This window comes from Luteimonas yanweni (genome assembly GCF_039548475.1).
Taxonomy (GTDB): Bacteria; Pseudomonadota; Gammaproteobacteria; order Xanthomonadales; family Xanthomonadaceae; genus Luteimonas.
In genome coordinates this window covers 34,821-61,170 of sequence record NZ_JBCLVC010000013.1, presented here as the reverse complement: position 1 = coordinate 61,170, position 26,350 = coordinate 34,821, and the positions used below count along the sequence as shown (strand labels likewise).

The window sequence follows — 26,350 nt, the reverse complement described above, 5'->3', positions numbered from 1 at the left end:
TGGGCGCAGATAGGCGTGCCGTATCAAGATAAATACTCTGTATAACAGTAAGTTAGCGACTGCAAGACGTAGATTAAGACAATCCAACGCGCCTTAGAGACCATCTTCAGGAGTGGCTTCCGAAGCCAATCCCTCCAGGCGCGCCATTTCCCGTGGCCTCGTGGGACGAAGCGCGCTGCTGCGCGAGCAGCTGGGCACCTGGTTCGCCACGGAGTCCGAAGCCCTGCCACGGGCGCTCTTCGTCCCGTTGGGCTCCGCGACGGAGGCCGCGTGCCGGCACATGGCGAGCCTGGGAAAGCCCGGCGGACAGCGGATCGTCAGCGGCCTGCCGCACCTTCGGGCGCCCATGCGGAGCGCATCGCCTGTTTCCTCGGGCGCAAGCAGCGCGAACTGCTGTCGTCGAGGACGGCTCCGGAGCCTCTCGACGCGGGGCGTGAACGCGCGACGGCTGTGGTCGCCGCCTGGAGCGCATAAGATCCGAGGGGGATCGGCCCCGGACGAGGGGCACGGAACAGGGGAAAGTTTCATGCAGGGACGTTCATGGCTGCTGAGCGCGGCCGGGCTGGTCCTGGGGTGCCTGCTGGCATTCCCCGCCGACGCCGCCGGCAGGCGCGTGGCGCTGGTGGTCGGGATTTCGGCCTACCCGGGCGCCGACCGCCTGGATGCGGCCGTGTCCGACGCCCGCCTGGTCAGCCGGCAGCTTCGCGGCATCGGCTTCGAAGTGACGGAATCGACCAACGGCAGCTATCGCAGCCTGGGAGAGGATCTCGCGGACTTCGCCGGCGCGGCGGCCGGGGCGGAGGTCGCGCTGTTCTATTACGCCGGCCACGGATTCGAGGTGGGCGGCGAGAACTTCCTGATGCCGGTCGACATCGGCCAGCCAATGGCCACCATCGACCGCGCCGCGGTGCGCATGCGCGGGCTGCCGCTGTCGACGGTGCTGCGCGACCTCCGGGCCGCGAACCCGCATGCGCTGGTGGCGGTGATCGATGCCTGCCGCGACGCGCCCACCCGTGGCGGACTGGCGCGCGGCATGGCCGTGACCGGGACCGGCGACGGCACGTTCCTCGCCTTTTCCACCAGCCCGGGGCAACGCGCGATCGATTCCGCGGCAAGCCTCGGCCATTCCAGCCGCAACAGCCCGTTCGCACTGTTTTTCGCCGAAAACCTGGCGGAGCCCGGACTGGGCATGCTCGACCTGATGCAGGCCACGCAGTCGCAGGTGGATGCGCTCACCCGCGGCCGCCAGCGCCCGTGGTTTTCCAGTGAACTCAACGGACCGCTGGTCCTGCACAGGCGCCGGGCACCGTCCGTCGCCGGCCTGCCGCTGCCGGGACAGCCCGGCACGGCAGCGGGGCCGGCCGGGATGTGCCCGCCCGAGCGCGCGGAAGCGTCGCGGTTGTGGAACAGCGAAATGCGGGCGGTGCTGCTGGCCGCGCAGGCGCTGACCGCCGACAGTCTCCCCCGGCTGCGCCGCGAGGCCGAGACAGGCGACCTACGCGCGCTCACCGTGCTGGGCAAGGCCTTGAGCAGCGGCACCGGCGTGACGCGCAACCGCGTGCAGGCCAGGCGGCACTGGCTGCGCGCCGCGGAATCCGGGCACGCGGTGGCCCAGGCGATGCTCGGGGAAGACCTCCACCATGACGCCACGGACGAACGGACCCGCCGCGAGGCGCGCAAATGGCTGGAACGCGCCAGCCAGGCCGGCTTCGCCCGGGCCACGCTGGACCTGGCGGGCCTGCAGGACAACAACCAGGACATGGCCGGCGCGTTGATGCTGGCCTTCTGCCAGGGCACCCAGGGGTTCACCGCGCCATGACCCGGGCAGCGCGCACCGGGATGAAGCGCTGGTGGCCGTGGCTGCTGGCCCTGCTGTTGGCGGCAACGGCCGCCGTCGCTATCTGGTGGCTGTTCCTGCGCCCGGACATCATCTACCGCGGCCCGCCGATCCCGGTCGCTGCCGGCACAGTTCCCGAACGCGAGCTGGTGCTCATGGAGAGCACGCCCGGAGAGGACCAGCTCGACTTCCTCAGGCGCGTGGGCCGGGTGCTTGCCGACCATTCCGACCGCACCAGCCACGAGGCCTGCGGCCTGGTTTGCCAGAACCGCGACTCCAGTCGCTTCGCCGTGCAGGTGGTGACCAACGATGCCCACATCATGTGCGCGATGTGGACCACCTGCCCGGAGGGCTATATGCACGCCGGCACGAACATCCATTCGCATTGCCCGGGCAAGCGCGTCCTGCGGGCCAATGCGGCGGACATGGCGATGAGCGGCAACCGGTACAAGCTGGGCGACCGGCTCAAGCCCTGCGTCGACGACCGCTTCTCGGCGATGGACTTCGACGCCGGCCCCGGCTACCTCGCGACGCCCCGGCGGCTGCTGTCCCAGACGGGCAGGAAGCAGCTGGCCGACCTCGGTCCTTTGCCGCCCGACGCCACGCCCGGCCCGGCCGTTGCCATCGCGGAGCAGGCGGCGCCGTAGGCTCCGCCGCGGCGCGCGGCGGAACCTCAGACCAGGTCGTCCCCGCTCCGCTTCGCACGCCGCACGTCGCGCCACACGCCGCGGCCCATGATGAACATCATCACCGCCACCAGCACGGGCCACACCAGCACGTAGGCAGTCATCAACAGGTCCCTCATCGGGTCACCTCCGGGGCCAGCGCCGGCCGTGGGCCGGCATCGCCGCCTGGGCGGGCGTCATCGTCAACGGTGTCGAAGTTGCGCACGCGCCTGGCGATCAGGTCGAAGTCGAAGTTCTCGCTGCTGCGCACGCTCAGCGCGGCGCACACCACGGTACTCACGCCGTATGCGTTGAGCGAACTCAACAGCACCGTGTAGTCGCGCAGGAACCCGATGGTGAACGGCGACAGCGCGAGCGCGGCCAGCGTACCCACGGCCAGTCCCGCGCGCTTGCCGAAGAAGCCGAAGGTCATCAGCCCCAGCACCACGCCCGCGCCCACGGTGGCGAAGACTTCAAGCAGCAGCGCGAACGCGCCCGCGATCGGGACCAGCTCGAAGCGCGCCACGGTGAACACCACCAGCGACACCAGCACCGCGGTGGTGAACGCACGGTTGTTGACCTTCTTCCAGTAGAAGCTGGCAATCACCGGGAACACGATCGAGCCCCACAGCGCGCCCACGAATACCAGCAGCGAAAGAATGTCGATCCGGAAGCTGGCGAAGACCAGGCCCGCGGTGGTGGCCACGATCATGGTGATGCGGCCCACCCACAGCATGGTGGCCGGGTTGACGCGGCCGCGCGCGAGGTTCTTGCCGTAGATGTCGGTCATCATGATCGACGACAGCGCGGCAAGGTCCGAATCGGCGGTGGACGACAGCGAGCCGATCACCATGATGAAGAACACGCCGATCATCACCGGCCCCAGGTAGCTCGACGCCATCTGCGGGATCAGGTTGTTGTGGTCGCCGCCGGCGGGCTCGATGCCGACCATCAGCGCCACCACGCCCAGCATGCCCAACCCGATCACGGTCGCGCCGTAGCTGATGGTGGCGGTCAGGAACGTGGGCTTGATCAGGTCCTCGCGCACCGCGAACAGGCGCTGGGCGATGGTCTGGTTGCCGATGGCATAGGCCAGCACCGCCACGAAGTACGGCGCGCCCTGCTCAAGGAACGCGGTCTTCGAGAACATCGACGCCTGCTCGGCGCTGAGCCGCTCCCAGCCCTGGGCCACGACCTCGATGCCGCCGGCGTTGAAGAACACCAGCGGGATGATCAGCGCCGCCGCGCCCAGCATCGCCGCCACCTGCACGACGTCGGTCATGATCGACGCGCGGAAGCCCGACCACAGCGTGTAGGACAGCGTTCCGATGCCGGCAATCATCACACCGTGCACGAAGTCCAGCGGCGACAGCATCGCCACCAGCGCGCCTGCGGCGGTGAAGTTGGCCATCAGGCTGATCACGCTGCCGGCGATGTTGGAGCCTGCGAGGATCAGCTGGCTGGAGCGGCCGTGGCGCGCGTGCATGATCTCGGCCAGGGTGTGGGCCTCGGGCGCGACCTCGCGGAAGCGGCGGCCGAAGGGGTAGATGAAGAGGATCATCAGCGCGCCCCACAGGCCGTAATGGATCGGCCCGGAGATGCCGTATTTGTAGCCCGACGTGGCCGCGGCGTAGAACGAGGCCGCCCAGATCCAGGTGGCGGTCATGCTGGCGGCGGAGATGCCGAAACCCACCGCGCCGTTGGAGTTCATGTAGCCGTCGACGTTCTCGTCCTTGCGTGCGATGCGCGTGGACATGAGGAACGTGCCGCCGTAGAAGGCCAGCATCAGCAGCAGGACGGTGGGTGTTTGCAGTTGGTAGAACGTGAGGTCGGCCACTGGCGGACGGATGCTCCCTGGTTGACAGCCGCATGGGCCGGAACGGGACGCAGCACGCAAGACATCCTGCCGGACGGCAAGCGTCCGGGCGAAACCCCGTCGGGGAGGAAAAACTGGATCAGCTGCGCCATGGGGCGTCCCCGGAATCGCCAAAGTTGGCGGTGACATCGGGGCGCGGCGAAGCGGGGATTGTACCAGCCGGCACCCGCTGCGCCGGAACGCTGCGTTGCAAGCTGACTGTGCTCTATAATCCGGCGCAGCTGTGGCCGCCGGCCACGCACGCCAATGGTGTTCCGTGCGCAACTACGACCTCGATTTCCTCAAGCGATTCTCCCTGGTGATCGGCTTCCTGACCGTGGTGACACTCGGTCTGATCGTTCTCTCCTACTTCGTGCACAAGTCGCTGCCGACCGAGGTCGATCCCTCGACCGCCAGGCACACGGCCAACCGGCTCGCGCCCGTCGGCGCGGTGTACGCCGGCGATACCGGTGCCGCCGCACAGGCAGCCGCGGCGGTCGCCGCAGCGGCCGCAGCCACGGCCGACGTCGCCTATGGCGGCACGCTGGACGGTTCGGTCATCTACGGCAACCTGTGCGCCGGCTGCCATACCGCCGGCGTCGCCGGCGCCCCCAAGCTTGAAACCGGGGACTGGACCGCGCGCATCGCGCAGGGCACCGAGACGATGCACCGGCACGCCATCGACGGCTTCACCGGCGCGACCGGCATGATGCCGGCCAAGGGCGGCAACCCCGCGCTCACCGACGAGCAGGTCATCGCCACCGTCGACTGGATGCTTGAAAGCCTGAAGTAAGCCGGCCCTCCGGCTGGTCGCCGACGCCGCCCCCGGGCGGCGTCTTCGTTTCCGCAGTTCCGTTTCCGGTCCCGAGGCCCGCCATGAGCCGCAGCACGCACGCATCGTCCGCCCCGACCCTTCTGCCGGTCCTGGCCGGCGTCCTGGCGCTGGCCCTGTCCGCCTGCGCGGCCATCCCCGCGCGCGATGCGCCGGCGGCCAGCGCGGCGGTCGAGCTTGCGGCGCCGCCGGCCGACTGGACGGTCCACGACGGCCAGCGCGTGCGCATCACCGCGCCGCTGGTGGTCTCCGGCAACCACCGCATCGGCCGCGACGGCACCGTGGTGGCGGCCTTCGGCGAACGCCTGCAAACCCCGACCGAAGTCGCCCTGCCCGGTGCCGCGGCCCGGGCGATCGCCGACGCCAACCGCAAGCGCAGCCTGGTCCTGGTGCTGCCTGCGCGGGCGGCGGGGCATCCCCACATCTGGCGCAGCGGCGGCACGCTGGACGCCGCGGAAGGCGACCTGCAGGTTGGCGAGGACGGCCCGCGCCTGCGGCTGCGCGACGTGGAAGTGCTGCAGCCCGCATCGCGCCCGGCGGCGCCCACGGTGGACGGCGAGGTCCGCGTGGCCAGTCTGAACCTCCAGAACCTGTTCAACGGCGACGGCCGCGGCGGCGGCTTCCCGACCGCACGCGGCGCGCGCACGCCGGAAGACCACAAGGCGCAGCTCGCCCGCCTGGTGGCCACGCTCGGCTCGCTGGATGCCGACGTGGTCGCCCTGCTGGAGCTGGAGAACGACGGTTACGGCGCTGAATCCAGCCTCGCCCAGCTGGTCGCCGCGCTGGACCCGGACGGCCTGCGCTGGCGCTTCGTGGATAGCCACAGCGGACCCGGCGACAACCCGATCCGCGTCGGCATCATCTACCGCGCCGACCGGGTCGAGGCACTTGGCAAGGCGGCCACGCTCGAGGCCGGCCCCTTCGGCCCGCTCAGCCGCGCGCCCCTGGCCCAGGCCTTCCGCGCCGGCAACGGCCCGGCCTTCGTGGTGGTCGCCAACCACTTCAAGTCCAAGGGCTGCCGCGACGCCGCGGGCACCGACCTCGACCAGGGCGATGGCCAGGGCTGCTTCAACGCCACCCGCCGCGCATCGGGCGACGCGCTGCGCGCATGGCTTGCCGGCGATCCGACCGCCAGCGGCAGCGACCTGGTCGTGGTCCTCGGCGACCTCAACGCCTATGCCATGGAAGACCCGGTGCGCGGCTTCATCGACGCCGGCTGGCACGACGCGCTGGCCGCGGCGGACGGCGGACGGCCCTACACCTATGTCTACGACGCCCAGGCCGGCCGCCTGGACCACGCCCTGTTGAGCCCGGCCCTGGGCGGGCGCCTGCAGGACGCCGGAATCTGGCACAGCAATGCCGACGAAGCTGCGAACGTCGCCGATCCGGAAGCCAACGACGGCGAACCGGGCACCGCACCCTGGCGCGCTTCCGACCACGACCCGGTGATCGTCGGGCTGCGGCTGCGCACCCGGTAGGTCCCGGGCTCCCACCACCGTCCGCGGACGGCGGGACGATTATCATTGGCGCCATGAGCCAGCACCCGCCCTTTCCCGATGCGTCCGGCAGCCTGACCCTGGTCGGCCCCGCCGGCGCGCTTGAAGTCGCCGTCGACCTGCCGGCCGACGACGTCACCCGCCTGCCGGCCACCGCCGTGATCTGCCACCCGCTGCCCACCGAGGGCGGGACCATGCACAACAAGGTCGTGACCATGGGCGCGCGCGCGCTGCGCGAGCTGGGCGTGGCCACGGTGCGCTTCAATTTCCGCGGCACCGGTGCGTCGGAAGGCGAGTTCGACAAGGGCGACGGCGAGCGCGGCGACCTGCGCACGGTGGCCGACTGGGTGCGTTCGACGCGCCCGGGCGACCAGCTGTGGCTGGCCGGCTTCAGCTTCGGTGCCTACGTCAGCCTGGCAATGGCGGCCGAGCTGCAGCCCGCGATGCTGATCTCGATCGCGCCGCCGGCCGGCCGCTGGGACTTCGAAAGCATCGTGACGCCGACGATGCCCTGGCTGGTGGTCCAGGGCGAAGCCGACGAAGTGGTCGACCCGCAAGCCGTCTTCGACTGGCTCGACCGTCTCAAGGCCGAACCGGAGCTGGTGCGGATGCCCGACACCAGCCATTTCTTCCATCGCAAGCTCATCGACCTGCGCGGGGCGATCAAGAGCGGCGCGCGCCGGCACCTGCCGACCGCCAATGGCTGAAGCCGCGGACGCAACGCGTCCGTCGCAGGCCTACCGCCAGGGCGTGGCGCGCGGCGACTGGAACGACGACCCGGCACAGCAAGCGCCGCTGGCCGCGCTGGACCGCGTGCACGACGCCGTGGTGGCCGCGCCGCGCCGCAGCTGGCTGAAGCGCACCTTCGGCGGCGGTGCGCCGGCTCCTCGGGGCCTGTACCTGTGGGGCGGCGTCGGCCGCGGCAAGACCTTCATGGTCGACCTGTTCTACGCCGGCCTGCCGTTGCCGGTGGCCAAGCTCGATGCCGGCGGCGGCCACGGTGACGGCAAGCGCCGCACCCACTTCCACCGCTTCATGCGCGTGGTCCATGAGCGCCTGCGCGAACATGCCGGCGAGCGCGATCCGCTGGCGGCGATCGTGGCCGAATGGCGGCGCTCGCTGCGCGTGCTGGTGCTGGACGAGTTCTTCGTCAGCGACATCGGCGACGCCATGCTGCTGGCGCGCGTGCTGGACCGGATGTTCGACGAGGGCATCGTGCTGGTCACCACCTCCAACATCGCGCCCTCCGGCCTGTACGCCGACGGCCTGCAGCGCGCGCGCTTCCTGCCGGCGATCGACCTGCTGGAGCGGCACTGCGAAGTGGTGGAGATCGTCAGCGACACCGACTACCGGCTGCGCGAGCTGACCCGCTCACCGGTCTATCGCGCGCCGCTGGACGCCGGGTCCGACGCCTGGCTTGCGGCGCGCTGGCACGCCCTTGGCGGCGACGACGCGCACCGCGACGGCTCGATCGAGCTCGACGGCCGCCGCATTGCCACCCGCGCGCGCTGCCCCGGCATGGCCTGGTTCGACTTCGAAGCGCTGTGCGAGGGCCCGCGCGCGGCCTCGGACTACATCGGGATCGCGAGCGAATTCCACACCGTGCTGCTGGGCAAGGTGCCGGTGATGGACGCCACGCGCGACGACGCCGCGCGCCGCTTCGTCACCTTCATCGACGAGGCCTACGACCGCAACGTCAAGCTGGTCTGCACCGCCGCGGCCGCGCCGCACGCGCTGTACGAAGGCGAGCGCCTGGCGGGTGCCTTCGAGCGCACCGCTTCGCGCCTGATCGAGATGCAGTCCAGCGACTACCTGGCGCAGCAACACCGCTAGCCGCGGCGCGGCCATGGTGGCGCTGCAGCCGCTGTCACGTTACGGAAGCGACCGACCGGATCCGCTGTCGCCGCAGCCGCGGCCGCTGGCACGGGCCTCCGGCGCTACTATCGCCGCGAGCCCACCCGGAGCACCACCATGCCATCGCGCCCCGCACTGTCGACGCTTGCCCTCGCCCTGCTGCTGGGCGTCGCCCCGGCCCATGCGCAGGACGCGCAGCGCGACGCAGTCACCACCGCAGCGCGGTCGCTGCAGCAGAAGGTGGTCGACTGGCGTCGCGACATCCACCAGCACCCGGAGCTGGGCAACCGCGAGACGCGCACCGCGGCACTGGTCGCGGAGCACCTGCGTGAACTCGGCCTCGAACCGCGCACCGGCATCGCCACCACCGGCGTCACCGCGGTGCTGAAGGGCGGCAAGCCCGGGCCGCGGGTCGCGCTGCGCGCCGACATGGACGCGCTGCCCGTGACCGAGGCCACCGGCCTGCCGTTCGCGTCCAAGGCGACGACGACCTTCAACGGCCAGGACGTGGGCGTGATGCACGCCTGCGGCCATGACGCCCACACCAGCGTGCTGATGGGCGTCGCCGAGGCCCTGGTGGCGATGCGCGACGAGCTCCCGGGCGAAGTACTGTTCGTGTTCCAGCCGGCCGAGGAAGGCCCGCCGGACGGCGAACAGGGCGGCGCGGAGGAGATGCTGGCGCAGGGGATCTTCAAGGACTTCAAGCCCGATGCGGTGTTCGGCCTGCACGTGTTCTCGACCCTCAACGCCGGACAGCTCGGCGTGCGCAGCGGGCCGACGATGGCCGCATCCGACCGCTTCAACATCATGGTCCAGGGCCGGCAGACGCATGGCTCGCGACCATGGGGCGGCGTGGATCCGATCGTGGCCGCGGCCGACATCATCGGCACGGCGCAGACCGTGGTCAGCCGCCGCCAGGACATCTCCCGGCAGCCGGTGGTGCTGAGCTTCGGCGCCATCCACGGCGGCGTGCGCTTCAACATCATTCCCGACCGCGTGGAGCTGGTGGGCACCATCCGCACCTTTGACGACGGCATGCGCGAGGCGGTGTTCGCGGACCTGGCGAACGTGGCCGAAAAGGTCGCGGCCGCGCACGGCGCCACGGTGGTGGCCAAGGTCCCCGATACCGCCGGCACCCCGGTCACCGCCAACGACCCCGCGTTGACCGCGCGCATGCGCCCCAGCCTGGAAGCGGTGGCGGGCGCGGGCAACCTGATCGACATGCCGCTGAACATGGGCGCCGAAGACTTCTCGTACTACGCCCGCGAAGTGCCGGCGGTGTTCTTCTTCGTCGGTGCCACGCCCGCGGGGCAGGATCCGGCGACGGCGCCGAGCAACCATTCGCCGGAATTCTTCCTCGACGAATCCGCGCTCGACCTCGGCCTGCGCGCGATGCTGCAGCTGACCCTGGACTACCTGCACGGCGAGGGCTGAGGGGGCCGGAAAAGCTTTTTGCCACGGAGTTTCGCGGATGGACGCGGATTTACACGGATAGAGCAAGCACGGAGTCCCGATCCCGCCGACGCACACACCGACAGGGCGCGCGATAATGGCGGGATGACCAGTGAACTCCCGCTTGGCCGCGAGGTCGCCTATCCGCGTGCCTACGATCCGTCGCTGCTGTTCCCGATTCCGCGCGCGCAGGGCCGCGCCGCGCTCGGGCTGGATGGCGGCGCCACGCCCTTCGTCGGCCACGACCGCTGGCATGCCTACGAGCTGTCCTGGCTCGACGACCGCGGCCGGCCGGTGGTAGAGACGGCGACCTTCCTGGTGCCGGCGGACTCGCCGAACCTGATCGAGTCGAAGTCGCTCAAGCTCTACCTCAATTCGTTCAACTCCACGCGCTTCACCGACCGCGACGACGTCCACGCCCGGATCAGCGCCGACCTGTCGGCCGCGGCCGGCGCTCCCGTCCCGGTCGCGTTCGGCCTGCCGCCGGTGGATGCCGGCGACGGCACGTGCGCGGCCGCGGCGGCCGAACCCGGGGCGGGGCAGGACGCGCCGGCGCCGCACTCGATCGACGCGCTCGAAGTCGACTGCAACGAATACGACGCCCCCAACCCCGAGCTGCTCGCGGCCGACCCCGGCGAGGTGGCCGACGAGGTGCTGCACTCCGCGCTGCTGAAGTCCAACTGCCCGGTCACCGGCCAGCCCGACTGGGCCAGCCTGCGCCTGGCCTACCGCGGGCCACGTATCGACCGCGCCGGCCTGCTGCGCTACCTCGTGTCGTTCCGCGAGCACGCCGGCTTCCACGAACAGTGCGTGGAGCAGGTCTTCGTCGACGTCATGGCGCGCTGCCGGCCGGAGTCGCTGTCGGTGGAAGCGCGCTACACGCGGCGCGGCGGGCTCGACATCAACCCCTGGCGGGCCACGCCCGGCCTGTCGCCACCCGCAGCCGGGCGGGACCCGCGCCAGTAGGGCGGCCGGACGCGATATTTCCTTAACGGGAGGTCGGTGACTATCCGTCGACGCTTCACGGCGCAGGAGGCCCGAATGACCACCCCCCAGAACCCCAACGACCCCGGCTCGCTGTCACTCAAGCCGGGCGCTACCGGAACCCCGGCCAGCGACGCCGGCAAGCCGGACTTCAGCAACGTGCGCAGCGGCGTCAGCAGCACCGAAGCCCCGGCCGGCGGCCGCCCGGACTTCAGCAACGTGCAGTCTTCGGTCAGCTCCACCGAGGAGACGGTGGGCGCGACGCACTACACGGTGAAGCCGGGCGACACCCTGTCGCACATCGCCCAGGCCCAGTACGGACAGGCCAGCGGGTGGCGGCGGATCTTCGACGCCAATCGCGACCAGCTGGACGATCCCGACCGGATCCAGCCCGGCCAGACGCTGAAGATCCCGGCCGCGGCCCGCGAAGACGACGGCACCACGACCAGCCCACACGGAGACAGGCAATGACACGACACACGATTCCCACCGCGCTGGCCGCGGCACTCCTGGGCACGCTGGCCCTGGCCGGCTGCAAGAAGGACGAGCCCGTGGCGCCGCCTCCCGTGGCCACGCCCGCACCGGTGGCCACTCCGGCCGCCGCACCCGCGCCGCGGGTCAGCGTGACGTCCGTCGACCTCGGCACCGCCATCGACGGCGGCAATCGCGTGGCCACGCCGGCCACGACCTTCGCCCCCACCGACGGCACCATCTACGCGTCAGTGGCCACGGCGTCGTCGGACCCGTCGGTGCCGCAGAACGGACAGCTGACCGCGCGCTGGACGTATGAGGGCGACCAGCTGGTGGACGAGACCAGCCGCGACTTCAGCTTCACCGGCACCGGCACGACCGCCTTCGAAATCACCAAGCCCGACGCCTGGCCCACCGGCAACTACCGGGTGGAGATCCTGCACGACGGCGAAGTGGTGCAGACGCGGGACTTCGAGATCCGCTGAGTCCCCGGGTTGCAACGGGGCGCGGCCTTCCGGGGCCGCGCCTTTTTTCATGTCCGGCTGCGACCCGGCCCTTCGCCCCGCGCGACCCTCCGCCTTTGCCCGGACCGTCGCGAAGCGCGACAATGACCGTCCGAATTCGCCGCGCGCGCTCCGCAGCGCGGCCTCCCTGGAGGAACCCGATGGCAGACTTCACCCCGGCCGTGCCCGCAGGCGGCAGCCCGATCACCAAGACCGCGAAGGGGCTCAGCGTCCCCGACCACCCGATCATTCCCTTCATCGAGGGTGACGGCACCGGCCCGGACATCTGGAACGCCAGCGTGCGCGTGCTCGACGCCGCGGTCGCGAAGGCCTACGGCGGCAAGCGCAAGCTGGAGTGGATGGAAGTCCTGGCTGGCGAGAAGGCCTTCAACCAGACCGGCGAATGGCTGCCCGAGTCCTCGGTCGAGGCCTGCCGCGAATACCTGGTGAGCATCAAGGGCCCGCTGACCACGCCGGTCGGCGGCGGCATCCGCTCGCTCAACGTCGCCCTGCGCCAGATGCTTGACCTCTACGTCTGCCTGCGCCCGGTGCGCTGGTTCGAGGGCGTGCCCTCGCCGGTGAAGAAGCCCGGCGACGTCGACATGGTGATCTTCCGCGAGAACACCGAGGACATCTACGCCGGCATCGAGTTCGAGCCGGGTTCGGCCGATGCGCAGAAGGTGCTCGACTTCCTGCAGAAGGAATTCCCGAAGGGCTTCGACAAGATCCGCTTCGGCACCGCCGACAAAGCCACCGCCTGGAACGACCAGCTGTCCGCGGTCGGCCAGCCGGCCACCGACACCTCGGTCAACGTCGGCATCGGCATCAAGCCGGTCAGCTGGCAGGGCACCGAGCGCCTGGTGAAGTCGGCCATCGAATACGCCATCGCCAACGGGCGCAAGTCGGTGACGCTGGTGCACAAGGGCAACATCATGAAGTTCACCGAAGGCGCGTTCCGCGACTTCGGCTACAAGGTCGCGCGCGAGCAGTTTGGCGCGGTCGAACTCGACGGTGGCCCCTGGCACGTGATCCCCGAGGGCAAGCCGGGCGCCGGCATCATCATCAAGGACGCCATCGCCGACGCCTTCCTGCAGCAGATCCTGCTGCGTCCGCGCGAGTACGACGTGTCGGCCACGCTGAACCTCAACGGCGACTACCTGTCCGACGCCCTGGCCGCGCAGGTCGGCGGCATCGGCATCGCACCGGGCGCCAACATCAACTACGTGACCGGGCATGCGGTGTTCGAGGCCACGCACGGCACGGCGCCGAAGTACGCGGGGCTGGACAAGGTGAACCCCGGTTCGGTGATCCTGTCGGGCGAGATGATGCTGCGCTACATGGGCTGGACCGAAGCTGCCGACGCCATCATCAAGGCGATGGACGGCGCGATCGGCTCCAAGCGCGTGACCTATGACTTCGCGCGACTGATGGACGGGGCGACCGAGGTGAAGTGCAGCGAGTTCGCGGACGAGATCATCAAGCACCTCTGACGACACCTCGCCACACGCTCCATTGTTCTCCCGCAATGCCCGCGACGCCCGTCGCGGGCATTGCTCGTTTCGGGGCCTGGATTCTGGGTTCTTCTCCAGATTGAGGGGGAGGCGTACGGGCGGCCCGACGGGGTGGCTGGCTCTTCTCGAGGCTCCGGGGCTGACGTGACAGTTTGGAACGCTGTTGCGCCGGGAGCTGCTCCGTCCTGGTCCGCGCTGCCCGTCCCGCACACAGGGGGTGTGCTCCCCCGGCCTGTCCGCGTCCTGCTTCCAAGGCCGGCCGCCGGCCATCCATGGCCGGCTGTACGCACACCCACTGTGCGCGGGACGGGCCGTGGAGTTTCTTGGCTTCGGGACGGAGATCAGGAGCGGGCGCGCTCGCGCTCGTAGGGGTCGCCTTGACGTGGCTGCCGCTTGATCCGGTGACGACCGCGCGGTTGCGACGTCTGCGTCGAAGTTGCCTCCGTCCACCACCGCGCAAAAGGTCCGGGTCCGCCGTGGATGCAGGGGGGATGCCCAGAGCGGGCCATGGATGGCCGGCGGCCGGAACCGGGAGCAGGATGCGCATATTCCGGCTGGGCATCCCCCCTGCGTCCGCGGCGGGCAGCGCGCAACCTCCCAGGCACCTACGGAGCACGTACACACCCCGAGGGGAAGAAAAGACCGTCTTGTGGGCCACACTCGGGCCATGGCCTCTTCAACAAGCGATCCGCTGGTGCCGCGCGCGGCCGCGCTGGTGCTGGATGCGTTCGAGGATTACGACGCGCGCTTCGGCGACCTGACGCGGCGGGCGCGGCGGCGCTTCGTCCGTCGCGACTGGCGCGGAGCGCAGGCGGACGCGCTGGCGCGCATCGAGCTGCAGGACGACTTTCTTCCAGAGGCGCTGGGGCGGTTCGAGGCGCTGGTGGGCGAGCGCATGCGCTCGCGGCCGTTCTGGGCGGCGGTGCGCGGGACGTACGAGGCGCTGACGGAGGGCCGCAGTGACGCGGCAATGGCGCGCACGCTGTTCAATTCGATGTCGCGCCGGTTTTTCCTCACCGAAGGCGTCGCGCAGGCGCTCGAGTTCCACCAGCCGGGCGACGGCGCAGCGGGCGACCCGGCCTGTCCCGGCGAGCTGCGCTCGCTGCCCGACGGCGCGGACGCCTGCGAGCGGTGGCAGAAGGCACTGCGCGCGCGAGGCTTTCCGCATCGCGATATCGACGCCGACGCCCGCGCCATCGCGGATGCCGTGGCATCGCGCCTGCCGCTGCACGACGCGAACGTTGCCGACGCCGCCGCGCGCTGCCACGACGATGCGGGCCGCCCCGACGATCCCCGCGGCCCTGACATCGCCCTGCTGGACACCGTCTTCTATCGCGAGCGGCGCGCCTACCTGGTCGGTTGCGTCGAGGCCGCCGACGGGCCACGGCCGCTGGTGGTGGCTCTTGTGAACGGGGCCGAAGGCGTGCGCGCCGATGCGGTCCTGGTCGAACGCGCGCAGGTGTCGATGTTGTTCGGCTACGCACGCAGCTGGTTCCACGCCGACCTGGCGCGCGTCGGCGACGCGGTCGCCTTCCTGCATTCGCTGCTGCCGGCCAAGCCGGTGTCGGAGCTGTACTCGGTGCTCGGCCGCGCCAAGCAGGGCAAGACCGAGCGCTATCGCGAGATCCGGCGCCACTTCGCCGCGCGTCCCGAAGAGCAGCTGGTGCGCGCCGACGGCGTGCGCGGCATGGTCATGGCGGTGTTCACCCCACGCGACCTGCCGGTGGTGTTCAAGGTCATCCGCGACCGCTTCGCCGAACCCAAGGACAGCGTGCGCGCCGACATCGAGGCCAAGTACCGGCTGGTGGCGCGCCGCGACCGCGTCGGCCGTCTGGTCGATGCGCAGGAGTTCCGACGCCTGCGCTTTCCGCGCGCGGCCTTCGCGCCGGACATGCTCGAGGAGCTGCTGACGCAGTGCGCCGAGACCGTCAGCGCCGAGGGCGACGTGGTGCTGCTGCGGCACTGCTACGCCGAGCGCCGGCTGCGGCCACTGGACCTGTTCGCGCGCGAGATGCCGGAGGCCGAGGCGCGGCAAGCGGTGCTGGACTACGGCCAGGCGATCACCGACCTGGCGCGCAGCGGCATCTTCCCGGGCGACCTGCTGCTGAAGAACTTCGGGGTCTCGCGCCACGGCCGCGCGCTGTTCTATGATTTCGACGAGCTCTGCCTGCTGGAAGAGGTCAACTTCCGCGACGTGCCCGAAGTGCGCGAGGAAGACGAAACCCGGCCGCTGGAGGACTGGCTGTACGCGCGGCCGGACGACGTGTTCCCGGCGCTGTTCCCGAACTTCCTCGGCCTGCCGCCGCCGCTGCGGCAGGCCCTGCTCGAGGCGCACCCGGGAGTCTTCCAGGCAGGCTGGTGGCGCGGCATCCAGGCGCAGCTGCGCGGCGGCGGTTATCTCGACGTGCCGCCATATCCGGCATCGGCACGGCTGCCAGGCCCCGACCCCGGCGGAACAGCGACAGCGACAGCGCGCTCGGGCACAGCGCAGTGAGGCCGCGGTCGAAGCTGCCGACACCTGACCGCGGCCGAGGCACGCAGCGAGGCGCAGCATCCGGTGCGGGCGCGGACTGAACGATTTTGCGGGTAGGCTTGCAGCCCGGTCCACAGGAAACACCGCAATGATCCGACGCCTGCCTTTCGCCGTATTGCCGCTCATGCTCGCCGCCTGCGCCGGAGCACCCGCCGCGGGAGGCGATGCCACCGCTCCCGCCGCCGTGCCGCCGCCTGCCACCGGCATGTCGATGCGCGCACCCGACCCGCTGCTCGACCAGGCCCTGGCCGGCGCCTGGCGCTCGCCTGAAAACGTGGCCCGCGACCAGTACCGCCATCCGCGCGACACGCTGGCCTTCTTCGGAATCGAAACCGGGCAGACGGTGGTCGAGATCACCCCCGGCGGCGGCTGGTACGCCGAGATCCTCGCGCCCTGGCTGCGCGCCGGCTACGTCGCCGCGGTCGTCGACCCCGCGGCCCTGCCCGAAGCCCGCCGCGACTACTCCGCGCGCTCCAAGGCCGGCCTGGAAGCGATGTTCGCCTCGGCCCCGGCGCAGTACGGCGATGCCCGTATCGTCGCCTACGATCCCGCGGCACCGGTGCTTGGCCCGGCGAATTCGGCCGACGCCGTGTTGACCTTTCGCAACGTGCACAACTGGCGTTCCTCGGGCCAGGCCGAGGGCATGTTCAAGGGCTTCTTCAACGTGCTCAAGCCGGGCGGCGTGCTGGGCGTGGTCGAGCACCGCGCCGCCGGCGACGTGGCCGACGACGACAAGTCCGGCTACGTCGGCCAGGACCAGGTGATCGCCCTCGCGACCGCCGCCGGTTTCCGCTTGGACCAGGCCAGCGAGATCAACGCCAACCCGCGCGACACCCGCGACCATCCCAACGGCGTCTGGACCCTGCCGCCCGGCAACAACCACGACGCCGAGGACCGCCAGCAGTACCAGGCCATCGGCGAAAGCGACCGCATGACGCTGCGCTTCATCAAGCCCTGAGTGCTGGTCGCGTTCAACAAGCCGCACGGCGTGCTCTGCCAGTTCACCGACAGGAGCACGCCGCCGCGCCCGACCCTGGCCGGCTTCGGCCTGCCGCCAGGGGTGTATCCCGCCGGCAGGCTCGACCACGACAGCGAGGGCCTGCTGCTGCTCACCGATGACGGCGCACTTGCCCACCGCATCACCGACCCGCGCTACCGGCTCGCCAAGACCTATCTGGCGCAGGTGGAGGGTGAACCGGCGCCGGAGCAGCTGGCCCGGCTGGCCGCCGGGGTCACGCTGCGCGACGGGCCGACGCGTCCGGCCCGGGCGCGCCTCGTGGATCCGGCGCCCGCACTGTGGCCACGCGATCCACCGGTGCGGGTCCGCATGACCGTCCCCGACGCCTGGATCGAACTGGTCATCAGCGAGGGCCGCAACCGGCAGGTGCGGCGTATGACCGCGGCGGTCGGGCTGCCGACGCTGCGCCTGGTGCGGGTGGCGATCGGTGCCACCCGGCTTGATGGCCTCGCCCCCGGGCACTGGCGCGAACTCGGGCACGCCACGCCGTTTTCTTCCTGAACGGTTCAGCCGCAATCCGTTGCGCAGGCAGGCATTGCGATGGCGGCAACTCGGTTGCGGGATCTTTCTGCTACCGTCGACGAAGGCGCGCGACATCCGTCACGCGCAGCCGTGGAACAGCGTCATGAAGGCAAGCACCATCCCTGGCCGGGTACTCGTCGTCGACGACCAGCCGGCCAACCTGCGTGTTGTGAGTGCACTGCTCGAACGCCAGGGCCACCACGTGGCTACCGCCGAAAGCGGCGAGGCCGCGCTCGCCGCCGCCGAGGAACAGCGGCCGGACCTGATGCTGCTCGACATGATGATGCCGGGCATGGACGGCTTCGGCGTGATGGAGGAAATCCGCCTGCGCGCGCTGCTGCCACGGGTGCCGGTGGTCTTCCTGACCGCCGCCCAGGACCGCAGCCTGCTGTTGCGCGCCTTCGAGGCGGGCGCGGTCGATTACGTGGTCAAGCCCTTCATCCCCGAGGAGCTGCTCGCCCGGGTCAACGCTCACGTCGGCCTGAAGCTCGCGCGCGACCGTCTGGAGCAGGTGGCGCGCGAACGCCAGGAGCTGGTCAACCTGGTCGCCCATGACCTGAAGAATCCGCTCAGCAGCGTGGTCTTCGCCAGCGACATCCTGGCCTCGGGCACGCTGCGCCCCGAGCGCGTCCCGCGCTACCTGGAAGTGATCCGGGAAAGCGCCGAGGATGGCCTTGGCTACATCCGCCGCTACCTGGAGACCCAGGCCAGCGCCCGGGTGGCTACCAGCGACTCCGACGCCCGGGTGGGGCTGGCCGAAGTGGTGGACTGGATCGTCCGCCGCTACGGCATGCAGCTGGAGGACAGCGGCTGTCGCCTGGTGGTGGGCGAAGTCGGACCTGCCGTGGTGGCGATGGATGCGCTGGTGCTGCGGCAGGTCGCGGGCAACCTGATCAGCAACGCGATGAAATACGCACCGGGGAGCGATGTCGACATCCGCGTCGCTTCCGGCGTGACGGGGTTCTGGAAGCTGTGCGTTTCCGACCGCGGCCCGGGCGTCCCGAAGCACCGCCAGCGCGAGCTGTTCAGCCCATTCACGCGCCTGACGGATGATGACCCCGCGCGCGCCGGCTCATCCAGCGGACTGGGTCTGTCACTCGCAAGGCAGATCGTCGCCAACGCCGGTGGCCAGCTCTGGTACGAGGACCGCGACGGCGGAGGCGCCTGCTTCGTGGTCGAACTGCCCGAGGCGCGGAACGCGGTGGCTTCGTCGCGTTCCGCGGCGGGCGGCTCCCCGGGCTGACCTGGTCGACCGGGGCGGGTCCCTCCTGTTCTAGCGGTCGTCCTGCCGCGACGCTTCGCGCGACGTCGCGGCGTCGACTTCAACGCCCAGGTCGCCGGGCTCCAGCGCATCCCTGATCTGCTGCGGACGCCGCATCGCGGCCTGCTCGGCGGCCTTGCGACGGTGCCGGAGCACGGCATAGGTCGCCGCACCGATGCCGATCGCGGCCGCGGTCAGCGCCACCGGATGGCGACGGGCCACGATTCCGGCCGCGCGCGCACCGGTGCGCGCCGCGCCCAGCGCCACGCCGGCCTGGAGCCATTTGCCGGCGCCCTGCTGCATGCCGCTCAGCCAGGTGCCTGCATCGTGGGGAGCGCCCTGGAGCCATTTGCCGGCACCGTCGGGCACGGCCTGGCGAAAGCCGTCGCCAAGGCGCCCGGCCAGGTCCATGGCCTTGTCGGGAATGGCGTTGCGGACGTCGCGGATGATGGTGCGCTTGCGCATGCGGGTTTCCTCTGGCTTGCACCGGCGCATGGCGCCGGGACGGGAATGGATGACGGGACCGAGTCTGGCCCGTGCTTCGTGGTGCCGGCGTGATCCGGACGAAGCCGTTCAGACACCGCGCGGTCGCGCACGATGGGTGGGCACGGCGTTCCAGGGATCCTCGGGCCAGGGATGCCTGGGGTAGCGGCCTTTCATCTCGCGCCGCACTTCCGGCCAGGTCCGGTCCCAGAAGCTGCGAAGGTCGGACGTCACTTGCAGCGGCCGCCCGGCCGGCGACAGCAGGTGCAGCAGCAGCGGCACGCGACCGTCCGCGATGCGTGGCGTGTCGCCCAGCCCGAACAGTTCCTGCAGCTTGACCGCAAGCACCGGCGGCTGCGGTCGGCCGTCGCCGTCGACGGCGTAGTCGATGGCGCGCGCCTGGCCCGAAGGCACGGTGATGCGCACCGGCGCCAGCGCGTCCACGCGCTGCTGCAGGGCCCAGTCCAGGCGGCCGCGGACGGCCGCCGCCAGCTCGTCGGCGCCCAGCGCATCGAGCCGCGCCTTGCCCGCGAAGGCGGGCCTGAGCCAGTCGTCCAGAGTGGCCATGAGCGCGTCGTCGCCCAGGTCCGGCAGCTCGAGCCCGGGCATCCAGGCGCGCAGGCCGGCCACGCGCGCGCGCCACTGCCGCAGGCCTTCGCTCCACGGCAGCACGCCGAGGCCGAGCGTGCGTACGGCATCGGCCAGCGCCTGCGCCGCGGTGGCGGGATCGACGCGGCCGGCCGGGCGGCTGTCGAGGACGATGCCCGCGAAGCGGCGCACGCGTTCGCCCACCAGCGCGCGCCGGTCCGCGTCCCAGCGGGTCTCGTCGCGCTCGCTGAAGCGCCCGCCGAAGTCGCGCCGCAGCGCCGCCTCGTCGACCGGTGCCGCGCGCAGCAGCAGGGCGTCGCGCGCGTCGTGGCGCAGCTCGCTTGCGACCAGCCACGGCTCCCCGACCAGCTCGCTGTCTTCCAGCAGCCGCGCCATGCGACCGTTTGCGAGCTGGTAGCGGCGCAGGTCGGTCGCGTGCCGCGCGGCGATGCGGTCGGGGAAGGCGTGCGCCAGCAGGTCACCGAGCGCGTGCGCCGGCACCTCGCCCGGTGGCGGCGCATCCGCCCGCAGCCGGCGGCGCCACTGCCGCGCGGAGGCGTCGATCGCCGCCAGCGCGGCGCGGCTGGCCTCGGCCGGGACGCGCCGCGCGCGGAACGCGGCCAGCGCGCGCCAGCGCGAGGCCACGGCGTCGCTGCGCGATCGCAGCGGATCGCGCGACTCGACCAGCGCCGCGAGATCGCAGGCCAGCGCGCGTCCCGCGGGATCGGACGTCGCGAGGAGCATCGCCGCCAGCCGCGGATGGGTGCCGAGCGCGAGCATGCCCCGCCCGCGCGCCGTGATCGCATCGCCGTCCAGCGCACCGAGCGCGCGCAGCAGGTCCCGGGCCGCGGCCAGCGTCCCCGGCGGGGGCGGATCGACGAAGCGCAGCTGGTCGCTGCCCCAGGCCGCGAGTTCGAGCGCCATGCCGGCCAGCTCGACCTGGGCGATCTCCGGCCGCCGCTGCGGCTCCAGCCGCTGCGATTCCGGCCACAGGCGATATGTCCACCCGGCGGCCACGCGCCCAGCGCGGCCCGCGCGCTGGTCGGCGGATGACTGCGCGATGCGGACCACGTCCAGGCGGCTGAAGCCGCTGTTGGGATCGTGCTGCGGCTCGCGCGCCAGTCCGCTGTCGACCACCACCCGCACCCCCGGCAGGGTCACGCTGGACTCCGCGACGTTGGTCGCCAGCACCACCCGGCGGCGGCCATCGGCGGCCGGACGGAGCAGGCGCGCCTGCTCATCGACGGGGAGATCGCCGTGCAGCTGCAGCACCTCGGCGCCCGCGGCATCCACCGCCCCGCCTGCGGCCAGCGCGGCGGCCGCGCGCGCGATCTCGCGGCGGCCGGGAAGGAAGGCCAGCACATCGCCCGGATGGCGCGCGAGCGCATGCTCGACCGCGCGGCGCAGCTGGTGTTCCAGCGCCTCCTCGCGACGCGCCGGGAAGTACGCCAGCTCCACCGGATGGCTGCGCCCCGCGCTGGACAGCCGCGGCGCATCGAGGAAGCCAGCAAGGCGTTCGCCATCGAGCGTCGCCGACATCACCACGATGCGCAGCTCCTCGCGCAGCCCCGCCTGCACGTCCAGCGCCAGCGCCAGCCCCAGGTCGGCGGCGAGATGGCGCTCGTGGAACTCGTCGAACAGCAGCGCACCGACGCCGTCGAGCATCGGGTCGTCCTGCAGCATGCGGGTGAGGATGCCCTCGGTGACGACCTCGATGCGGGTCGCCGACGACACCCGGCTTTCGAAGCGGATCCGGTAGCCGACGGTCCTGCCGACCTCCTCGCCCAGCGACGACGCCATGAACCCCGCCGCCGCGCGCGCCGCCACCCGGCGCGGCTCCAGCATCACGATCCGCCGCCCCTGCAGCCAAGGCGCATCCAGCAGCGCCAGCGGCACCCGCGTGGTCTTGCCCGCGCCGGGCGGCGCCTCGAGCACCAGGCGCGGATGGGCCTCCAGCGAAGCGCGGATCGCCGGCAGCAGCTCATCGATGGGAAACGGAACGTCACTCACCCGCCAAGGATAGGACCTCGGGCACGCAATGCCGCAGCCGGAACACCCCATGCCTGGAAGCACCCCGACACAGCGACGCCCGGAGGCCCGGCCACGCCTCAGGCACCCAACTACAATGTCCCCATGGACCTCATCGACATCGGCCTCAACCTCACGCACGACAGCTTCGACCACGACCGCGACCGGGTCTGGCAGCGCGCCCGCGACGCCGGCGTCACCCAGGCCATCCTCACGGGCGCCAGCCGCGAGCACTCTCCGCTCGCGCTGGAACTCGCCCGCACCCGCCCAGGCGAATGGTTCGCCACCGCCGGCGTGCACCCCCACCACGCCAGCGACTACACCGCAGAGTGCGACGCCGAGATGCGCGCCCTGCACGCGCAACCCGAGGTGGTGGCCGTCGGCGAGACCGGCCTCGACTACTTCCGCGACTTCTCCCCGCGCCCCGCGCAGCGCAAGGCCTTCGAACGCCAGCTCGAGATCGCCGCCGACCTGCTTGCCGAAGGTCGCGGCAAGCCCCTGTTCCTGCACCAGCGCGACGCCCACGCCGACTTCGTCGCGATCATGAAGGACTTCGAAGGCCGCATCGGCCCCGCGGTCGTGCACTGCTTCACCGGCACCCGCGACGAGCTGTTCGACTGCATCGACCGCGACTGGCACATCGGCATCACCGGCTGGCTCTGCGACGAGCGCCGCGGCAGGCACCTGCGCGAAATCGTCGGCAACATCCCGGCCAACCGGCTGATGGTGGAGACCGACGCACCCTACCTGCTGCCGCGCACGCTCAAGCCGATGCCGAAGGACCGGCGCAACGAACCGATGTTCCTGTCGCACATCGTGGACGAGCTTGCGCGCGACCGTGGCGAAGACGTCGCGGTGACCGCGGCGAATGCCACGGCCACCACGCGCGCGTTCTTCCAGCTACCCGCGCCGGCCGCGTAGGCACTGCCGGTTACAGGCGGACCAGCTCCACGCGACGGTTCTTCGCGCGACCTTCGTCGGTGGTGTTGTCGGCCACGGGCTTCGACTGGCCGTGGCCCTTCGCCTGCAGGCGCGCGTCCCCGATGCCCTGTCCGACCAACGCCGCCACCACGCTTTTCGCGCGCGCCTCGGACAGGCGCTGGTTGTGCGCGGCGTCGCCGGTGTCGTCGGTGTGGCCGTCGATCGACAGGCGCAGCGACGGATCGTCGCGCAGCAGCGCAAGCACCTGCTCGATCTGCGGCTGCGAGTCGGGAAGGATGTCGGCCTTGTCGACTGCGAAGTTGACCTGGATCGCGACCCGGCCGTCGGTATCGAGCTGCTGTTTCAGCTCGGACGCCGGCAGCAGCGCAGCGGTCTGCACGAAGCCTTCTCGCTCGGCCACCACCCAGCCGGAGGAGAGATAATCCAGCGCCGCATGCACCCAGACCTGGCGGCCATCGGCAAGGTCGACCCGGTAGACGCGTGATTCGTAGCGGTCCCAGCTGTAACCGGTGGCGCCGCTGTAGAAGCCCTTCAGGTCGCTGTCGTAACGCTCCGACGCCTCCTTGGGGATCCTGCCTTCGAACACCAGGACGCCGCCAGCCTCGGCCATCATCGCTTCGAGGTTGCGGCGCACTTCGTGCATCGAGTTGGAGCGTTCGCGCGTCCTCACGTCCGCGGCGTAGGTCCGGCCCTCCACTTCCTCGAAGCCGCTGCCGGTCCAGAACGGATACATGTCGAAGTCGCGCTGCTTGGGCTTGTTTCCATCGGCATAGCCCGCCGGCAGCGACAGGTAGGGGAACTCGCCGCCCCAGTGCGCGCTGGCCTCGAACGGACGCTCTTCCACCACCACCATCGCAGCGCCGTGGGAATGCGTGGACAGCTGCATCCAGATGTTGCGGTCGGCCTGGCGGATGACGTGCACGCTGGTGGCCGTATCGGCGCCGAGGTTGACGCCTTCGATGAAGCCGCCGCCGATCTCGGCTTCCAGTTGCGGCCCGTAGTAGAGGTCGCGCTGCAGGGGACCCTCGAAGACCTGCTTCGCTCCTGCCTGTGCGAACACCGCTTCAAGGTTGCGGCGCAGTTCGAGCGGGGAGAATTCCTTGTCGCCGCGCTGGTCGCGGGCGACCCCCAGCAGGCTGTTCCAGCTCGCGCCCTCCACCCAGTGCAGCCCGTCGCCGAGCCGGAACGGGAAGCGCGCGTAGCTCCGCTGGTCGGGCGAGTTGACCGGACCGTAGCCGGTAGGCATGGAGAAAAACGGGAGTTCGCCCAGCGACGCGCTGCTCACCGGCACGCTTTCGATATCGAACGGCACCAGCGCGATGGCCTTGCCCTCCTTGTCCACGAGGCCCGGGCCGGGGCGGGCCGCACCGGCGTCGCCAGCATCGCCCGCATCGTCCGCGTCGGGCATCGCCGCCACGGCCGCGGCGTCATCGGCGGGCGGCGTGGCATCGCCGGCAGGTGCTGCAGGTGCGGCAGCGGGATCGCTGCCGGGGTCGGGCGCGGCACCGCAGGCGGACAGCATCATCGCGAGCGCGCACGCGGCGGCCAGGTTCCCTTTGCGCATTCCTCTTGCTCCAGTCAGGGCGGAACGCGCGAGGTTACAACAGGATGATTACGGCACGAAACGCGTCGCGGCCTTGCCGCGGGGATGGTCAGCTGCGCAGCCCGACGCCGCGCTTCAGCAGCCAGAGCCCCAGCGCGCCCAACACCACCACGAAGACCAGCATCAGCGCATACGCCACCCACAGCGGGACGTCGCCCTGCCCGAGCAGGCCGTAGCGGAAAGCGTTGACCATGTAGAAGATCGGGTTGGCGTAGGTCGCCGCGCGCGCCCACTCGGGCAACAACTGGATCGAATAGAACACGCCGCCGAGATAGGTCAGCGGGGTGAGGATGAAGATCGGGACGATCGCGACGTCGTCGAACTTCTTCGCGAACACCGCGTTGACGAAGCCGGCCAGCGCGAAGATGGTCGCGCCCAGCAGCACCGTCGACAGCGTCACCCACGGGTGCGGGATGCGCACGGTCGTGAACAGCATCGCGATGCAGAGCACGATCACGCCCACCATCAGCCCGCGCAGCACCGCGCCTGCGACGTAGCCGCCGAGAATGACCCACGGCGGCATCGGGCTGACCAGCAGCTCCTCGACGTGGCGGCCGAACTTGGCGCCGAAGAACGACGACGAGATGTTGCCGTAGCTGTTCTGGATCACGCTCATCATCACCAGGCCCGGGACGATGAAGTCCATGTAGCTGATGCCGTCCATGGTCCCGATGCGACTGCCGATGAGGCCGCCGAAGATCAGGAAGTACAGCGTCATGGTGATTGCCGGTGGCACCAGGGTCTGGCTCCAGATGCGCAGGATGCGCATCACCTCGCGGCGGGCGATGGTGCCGAGCGCGACCAGGTCGGCGCGCAGGCCGGCCGGCGCGGGCGGGGCGTCGGCGTGGTGCACGGGCGTCGTGCTCATGCCGCGACCCCCGAGCCTGTGGCGGGCGTCTGGCCCGGGTCCCCGGTCATGCGCACGAACAGCTCCTCGAGGCGGTTGGATTTGTTGCGCATCGAGCGCACCCGGATGCCGGCGGCGTCGAGCGCGGAGAACACGCGGTTGAGGTCCATGGAGCGCGGCATGTCGACGTCCAGCGTATGCGCATCGGCCGCGCGCACCTCGGCGCCGGGGATCTCCGGCAGCTCCGGCGGCAGAGCGTCCTCGACGTCGAGCAGGAAGCCTTCTACGTCGAGCTTTGACAGCAGGGTGCGCATCGGGCCCGATTCGACGATGCGGCCGTGGTCGATGATCGCGAGGTTGCGGCACAGGTTCTCCGCTTCCTCCAGGTAGTGCGTGGTGAGGATGATGGTGGTGCCGCTGGCGTTGATCTCGCGCAGCGACTGCCACATGCCGCGGCGGATCTCGATGTCGACGCCGGCGGTGGGCTCGTCAAGGATCAAAAGCCGCGGCGAGGTCATCATCGCGCGCGCGATCATCAGCCGCCGCTTCATGCCGCCCGACAGCGTGCGCGCCATCATCTGCGCCTTGGGCGAAAGGTGCGCGCGATCGAGCTCGACCTTCGCGCGCGCCAGCGCCTCGCGGCGCGGCACGCCATAGAAGCCGGCGTAGTTGACCAGGATGTCGAGCGGCTGCTCGAACATGTTGAAGTTGAGTTCCTGCGGCACCAGCCCGACCAGGCGCATCGCGCGCGCGCGCTCGGCCTGCTGGTCGACGCCGAACACGCGCACCTCGCCCGAGGTCTTGTTGACCAGCGACGAGATGATGCCGATCAGGGTCGACTTGCCGGCGCCGTTGGGGCCGAGCAGGGCGTAGAAGTCGCCGGGCGCGACGTCGAGCGAAACCCCCTTCAGGGCTTCGACGCGGTTGTCATAGGTCTTGCGCAGGTCGCGCACCGACAGGGCGGCGGGCGGGGCGGCGTGACGCATCGTGACTCCTTGGCCGCGGGTGCATGCAGGGGGGCGGTATTATAGGTGCCCTGCGGGTCCCGGCCCGGAAACGGTCCAT

23 protein-coding genes are annotated in these 26,350 nt (G+C 70.9%); 16 read left to right on the top strand and 7 right to left on the bottom strand.

The features are described from left to right. The first annotated feature begins 526 nt into the window (after nt 1-526). Entirely contained in the window at nt 527-1,819 is a 1,293-nt protein-coding gene (locus WCE39_RS08705; RefSeq protein ID WP_343276295.1) for a caspase family protein, read from the top strand. Next, complete coding sequence (locus WCE39_RS08700; protein WP_343276294.1) at nt 1,816-2,484, top strand: hypothetical protein; 669 nt, start codon at nt 1,816-1,818, stop codon at nt 2,482-2,484. Before WCE39_RS08705 ends, WCE39_RS08700 begins: the two co-directional genes overlap by 4 nt. A 26-nt stretch (nt 2,485-2,510) precedes the next feature. On the opposite strand, the gene WCE39_RS08695 is transcribed toward WCE39_RS08700, so the two are convergent. Continuing rightward, nucleotides 2,511-2,642: a putative transporter small subunit gene (locus WCE39_RS08695; RefSeq protein ID WP_343276293.1), complete on the bottom strand. Its 132-nt coding sequence runs from the start codon at nt 2,640-2,642 to the stop codon at nt 2,511-2,513. After that, nucleotides 2,639-4,339, bottom strand: coding sequence for a sodium:solute symporter family protein (locus tag WCE39_RS08690; protein WP_343276292.1), 1,701 nt, complete (start codon nt 4,337-4,339; stop codon nt 2,639-2,641). The genes WCE39_RS08695 and WCE39_RS08690 overlap by 4 nt, the downstream gene beginning before the upstream one ends. Nucleotides 4,340-4,634: 295 nt before the next feature. On the opposite strand from WCE39_RS08690, the gene WCE39_RS08685 reads away from it, so the two are divergent. From WCE39_RS08685 to WCE39_RS08625, 13 genes are all read left to right on the top strand, one after another. Continuing rightward, nucleotides 4,635-5,150, top strand: a complete 516-nt coding sequence (locus tag WCE39_RS08685) for a c-type cytochrome (protein WP_343276291.1) — start codon at nt 4,635-4,637, stop codon at nt 5,148-5,150. Nucleotides 5,151-5,233: 83 nt separating this feature from the next. Next, complete coding sequence (locus tag WCE39_RS08680) at nt 5,234-6,667, top strand: ExeM/NucH family extracellular endonuclease (protein WP_343276290.1); 1,434 nt, start codon at nt 5,234-5,236, stop codon at nt 6,665-6,667. Nucleotides 6,668-6,720: 53 nt separating this feature from the next. Beyond that, nucleotides 6,721-7,392, top strand: a complete 672-nt coding sequence (locus WCE39_RS08675) for an alpha/beta hydrolase (protein WP_343276289.1) — start codon at nt 6,721-6,723, stop codon at nt 7,390-7,392. After that, nucleotides 7,385-8,518 (top strand): cell division protein ZapE, encoded by a 1,134-nt coding sequence (gene zapE, locus WCE39_RS08670; RefSeq protein WP_343276288.1) that lies wholly within the window; start codon nt 7,385-7,387, stop codon nt 8,516-8,518. Before WCE39_RS08675 ends, zapE begins: the two co-directional genes overlap by 8 nt. A 138-nt stretch (nt 8,519-8,656) precedes the next feature. Then, complete coding sequence (locus WCE39_RS08665) at nt 8,657-9,973, top strand: amidohydrolase (RefSeq protein WP_343276287.1); 1,317 nt, start codon at nt 8,657-8,659, stop codon at nt 9,971-9,973. 123 nt (nt 9,974-10,096) lie between these two features. Then, the gene (gene queF, locus WCE39_RS08660) at nt 10,097-10,957 is read left to right on the top strand and encodes an NADPH-dependent 7-cyano-7-deazaguanine reductase QueF (RefSeq protein WP_343276286.1); all 861 of its coding nucleotides are present in this window, start codon (nt 10,097-10,099) and stop codon (nt 10,955-10,957) included. A gap of 111 nt (nt 10,958-11,068) precedes the next feature. Further along, on the top strand, nt 11,069-11,446 hold the full coding sequence (locus tag WCE39_RS08655) for a LysM peptidoglycan-binding domain-containing protein (protein ID WP_343276550.1): 378 nt from the start codon (nt 11,069-11,071) through the stop codon (nt 11,444-11,446). Continuing rightward, nucleotides 11,443-11,931 (top strand): hypothetical protein, encoded by a 489-nt coding sequence (locus tag WCE39_RS08650; protein ID WP_343276285.1) that lies wholly within the window; start codon nt 11,443-11,445, stop codon nt 11,929-11,931. The genes WCE39_RS08655 and WCE39_RS08650 overlap by 4 nt, the downstream gene beginning before the upstream one ends. 179 nt (nt 11,932-12,110) lie before the next feature. After that, nucleotides 12,111-13,439, top strand: coding sequence for an isocitrate dehydrogenase (NADP(+)) (gene icd / locus WCE39_RS08645; RefSeq protein ID WP_343276284.1), 1,329 nt, complete (start codon nt 12,111-12,113; stop codon nt 13,437-13,439). Nucleotides 13,440-14,127: 688 nt separating this feature from the next. After that, entirely contained in the window at nt 14,128-15,954 is a 1,827-nt protein-coding gene (aceK, locus tag WCE39_RS08640; protein WP_343276283.1) for a bifunctional isocitrate dehydrogenase kinase/phosphatase, read from the top strand. 127 nt (nt 15,955-16,081) lie between these two features. Next, nucleotides 16,082-16,951, top strand: a complete 870-nt coding sequence (locus tag WCE39_RS08635) for a class I SAM-dependent methyltransferase (protein WP_452299573.1) — start codon at nt 16,082-16,084, stop codon at nt 16,949-16,951. Continuing rightward, nucleotides 16,952-17,512 carry a pseudouridine synthase gene (locus WCE39_RS08630; protein ID WP_343276282.1) on the top strand — a complete coding sequence of 187 codons (561 nt, stop codon included), beginning with the start codon at nt 16,952-16,954 and terminating at the stop codon, nt 17,510-17,512. A 124-nt stretch (nt 17,513-17,636) separates the two neighbouring features. After that, nucleotides 17,637-18,776 (top strand): hybrid sensor histidine kinase/response regulator, encoded by a 1,140-nt coding sequence (locus WCE39_RS08625; protein WP_343276281.1) that lies wholly within the window; start codon nt 17,637-17,639, stop codon nt 18,774-18,776. Between the two features lie 30 nt (nt 18,777-18,806). On the opposite strand, the gene WCE39_RS08620 is transcribed toward WCE39_RS08625, so the two are convergent. Both WCE39_RS08620 and hrpB read right to left on the bottom strand, forming a co-directional pair. Then, the gene (locus WCE39_RS08620; protein WP_343276280.1) at nt 18,807-19,259 is read right to left on the bottom strand and encodes a hypothetical protein; all 453 of its coding nucleotides are present in this window, start codon (nt 19,257-19,259) and stop codon (nt 18,807-18,809) included. A 108-nt stretch (nt 19,260-19,367) separates the two neighbouring features. Next, nucleotides 19,368-21,926, bottom strand: a complete 2,559-nt coding sequence (gene hrpB / locus WCE39_RS08615; protein WP_343276279.1) for an ATP-dependent helicase HrpB — start codon at nt 21,924-21,926, stop codon at nt 19,368-19,370. 72 nt (nt 21,927-21,998) lie between these two features. On the opposite strand from hrpB, the gene WCE39_RS08610 reads away from it, so the two are divergent. Further along, nucleotides 21,999-22,814 (top strand): TatD family hydrolase, encoded by an 816-nt coding sequence (locus WCE39_RS08610; RefSeq protein ID WP_343276278.1) that lies wholly within the window; start codon nt 21,999-22,001, stop codon nt 22,812-22,814. Between the two features lie 10 nt (nt 22,815-22,824). Here the strand turns inward: WCE39_RS08610 and WCE39_RS08605 are convergent, their stop codons facing one another. From WCE39_RS08605 to WCE39_RS08595, 3 genes are all read right to left on the bottom strand, one after another. Continuing rightward, nucleotides 22,825-24,399: an OmpA family protein gene (locus WCE39_RS08605; RefSeq protein ID WP_343276277.1), complete on the bottom strand. Its 1,575-nt coding sequence runs from the start codon at nt 24,397-24,399 to the stop codon at nt 22,825-22,827. 88 nt (nt 24,400-24,487) lie between these two features. Beyond that, nucleotides 24,488-25,306, bottom strand: coding sequence for an ABC transporter permease (locus WCE39_RS08600; RefSeq protein WP_343276276.1), 819 nt, complete (start codon nt 25,304-25,306; stop codon nt 24,488-24,490). Continuing rightward, entirely contained in the window at nt 25,303-26,271 is a 969-nt protein-coding gene (locus tag WCE39_RS08595) for an ABC transporter ATP-binding protein (protein WP_343276275.1), read from the bottom strand. Before WCE39_RS08595 ends, WCE39_RS08600 begins: the two co-directional genes overlap by 4 nt. Between the last annotated feature and the right edge of the window lie 79 nt (nt 26,272-26,350).

Excerpts from the sequence above, each read along its gene's own strand:
- WCE39_RS08705 (WP_343276295.1), top strand. The coding sequence starts at position 527 with ATGCAGGGACGTTCATGGCTGCTGAGCGCGGCCGGGCTGGTCCTGGGG.
- WCE39_RS08700 (WP_343276294.1), top strand. The coding sequence starts at position 1,816 with ATGACCCGGGCAGCGCGCACCGGGATGAAGCGCTGGTGGCCGTGGCTG.
- WCE39_RS08695 (WP_343276293.1), bottom strand. The coding sequence starts at position 2,642 with ATGAGGGACCTGTTGATGACTGCCTACGTGCTGGTGTGGCCCGTGCTG.
- WCE39_RS08680 (WP_343276290.1), top strand. The coding sequence starts at position 5,234 with ATGAGCCGCAGCACGCACGCATCGTCCGCCCCGACCCTTCTGCCGGTC.
- WCE39_RS08675 (WP_343276289.1), top strand. The coding sequence starts at position 6,721 with ATGAGCCAGCACCCGCCCTTTCCCGATGCGTCCGGCAGCCTGACCCTG.
- zapE (WP_343276288.1), top strand. The coding sequence starts at position 7,385 with ATGGCTGAAGCCGCGGACGCAACGCGTCCGTCGCAGGCCTACCGCCAG.
- WCE39_RS08665 (WP_343276287.1), top strand. The coding sequence starts at position 8,657 with ATGCCATCGCGCCCCGCACTGTCGACGCTTGCCCTCGCCCTGCTGCTG.
- queF (WP_343276286.1), top strand. The coding sequence starts at position 10,097 with ATGACCAGTGAACTCCCGCTTGGCCGCGAGGTCGCCTATCCGCGTGCC.
- WCE39_RS08650 (WP_343276285.1), top strand. The coding sequence starts at position 11,443 with ATGACACGACACACGATTCCCACCGCGCTGGCCGCGGCACTCCTGGGC.
- icd (WP_343276284.1), top strand. The coding sequence starts at position 12,111 with ATGGCAGACTTCACCCCGGCCGTGCCCGCAGGCGGCAGCCCGATCACC.
- aceK (WP_343276283.1), top strand. The coding sequence starts at position 14,128 with ATGGCCTCTTCAACAAGCGATCCGCTGGTGCCGCGCGCGGCCGCGCTG.
- WCE39_RS08635 (WP_452299573.1), top strand. The coding sequence starts at position 16,082 with ATGATCCGACGCCTGCCTTTCGCCGTATTGCCGCTCATGCTCGCCGCC.
- WCE39_RS08625 (WP_343276281.1), top strand. The coding sequence starts at position 17,637 with ATGAAGGCAAGCACCATCCCTGGCCGGGTACTCGTCGTCGACGACCAG.
- WCE39_RS08620 (WP_343276280.1), bottom strand. The coding sequence starts at position 19,259 with ATGCGCAAGCGCACCATCATCCGCGACGTCCGCAACGCCATTCCCGAC.
- hrpB (WP_343276279.1), bottom strand. The coding sequence starts at position 21,926 with ATGGGGTGTTCCGGCTGCGGCATTGCGTGCCCGAGGTCCTATCCTTGG.
- WCE39_RS08610 (WP_343276278.1), top strand. The coding sequence starts at position 21,999 with ATGGACCTCATCGACATCGGCCTCAACCTCACGCACGACAGCTTCGAC.
- WCE39_RS08605 (WP_343276277.1), bottom strand. The coding sequence starts at position 24,399 with ATGCGCAAAGGGAACCTGGCCGCCGCGTGCGCGCTCGCGATGATGCTG.
- WCE39_RS08600 (WP_343276276.1), bottom strand. The coding sequence starts at position 25,306 with ATGAGCACGACGCCCGTGCACCACGCCGACGCCCCGCCCGCGCCGGCC.
- WCE39_RS08595 (WP_343276275.1), bottom strand. The coding sequence starts at position 26,271 with ATGCGTCACGCCGCCCCGCCCGCCGCCCTGTCGGTGCGCGACCTGCGC.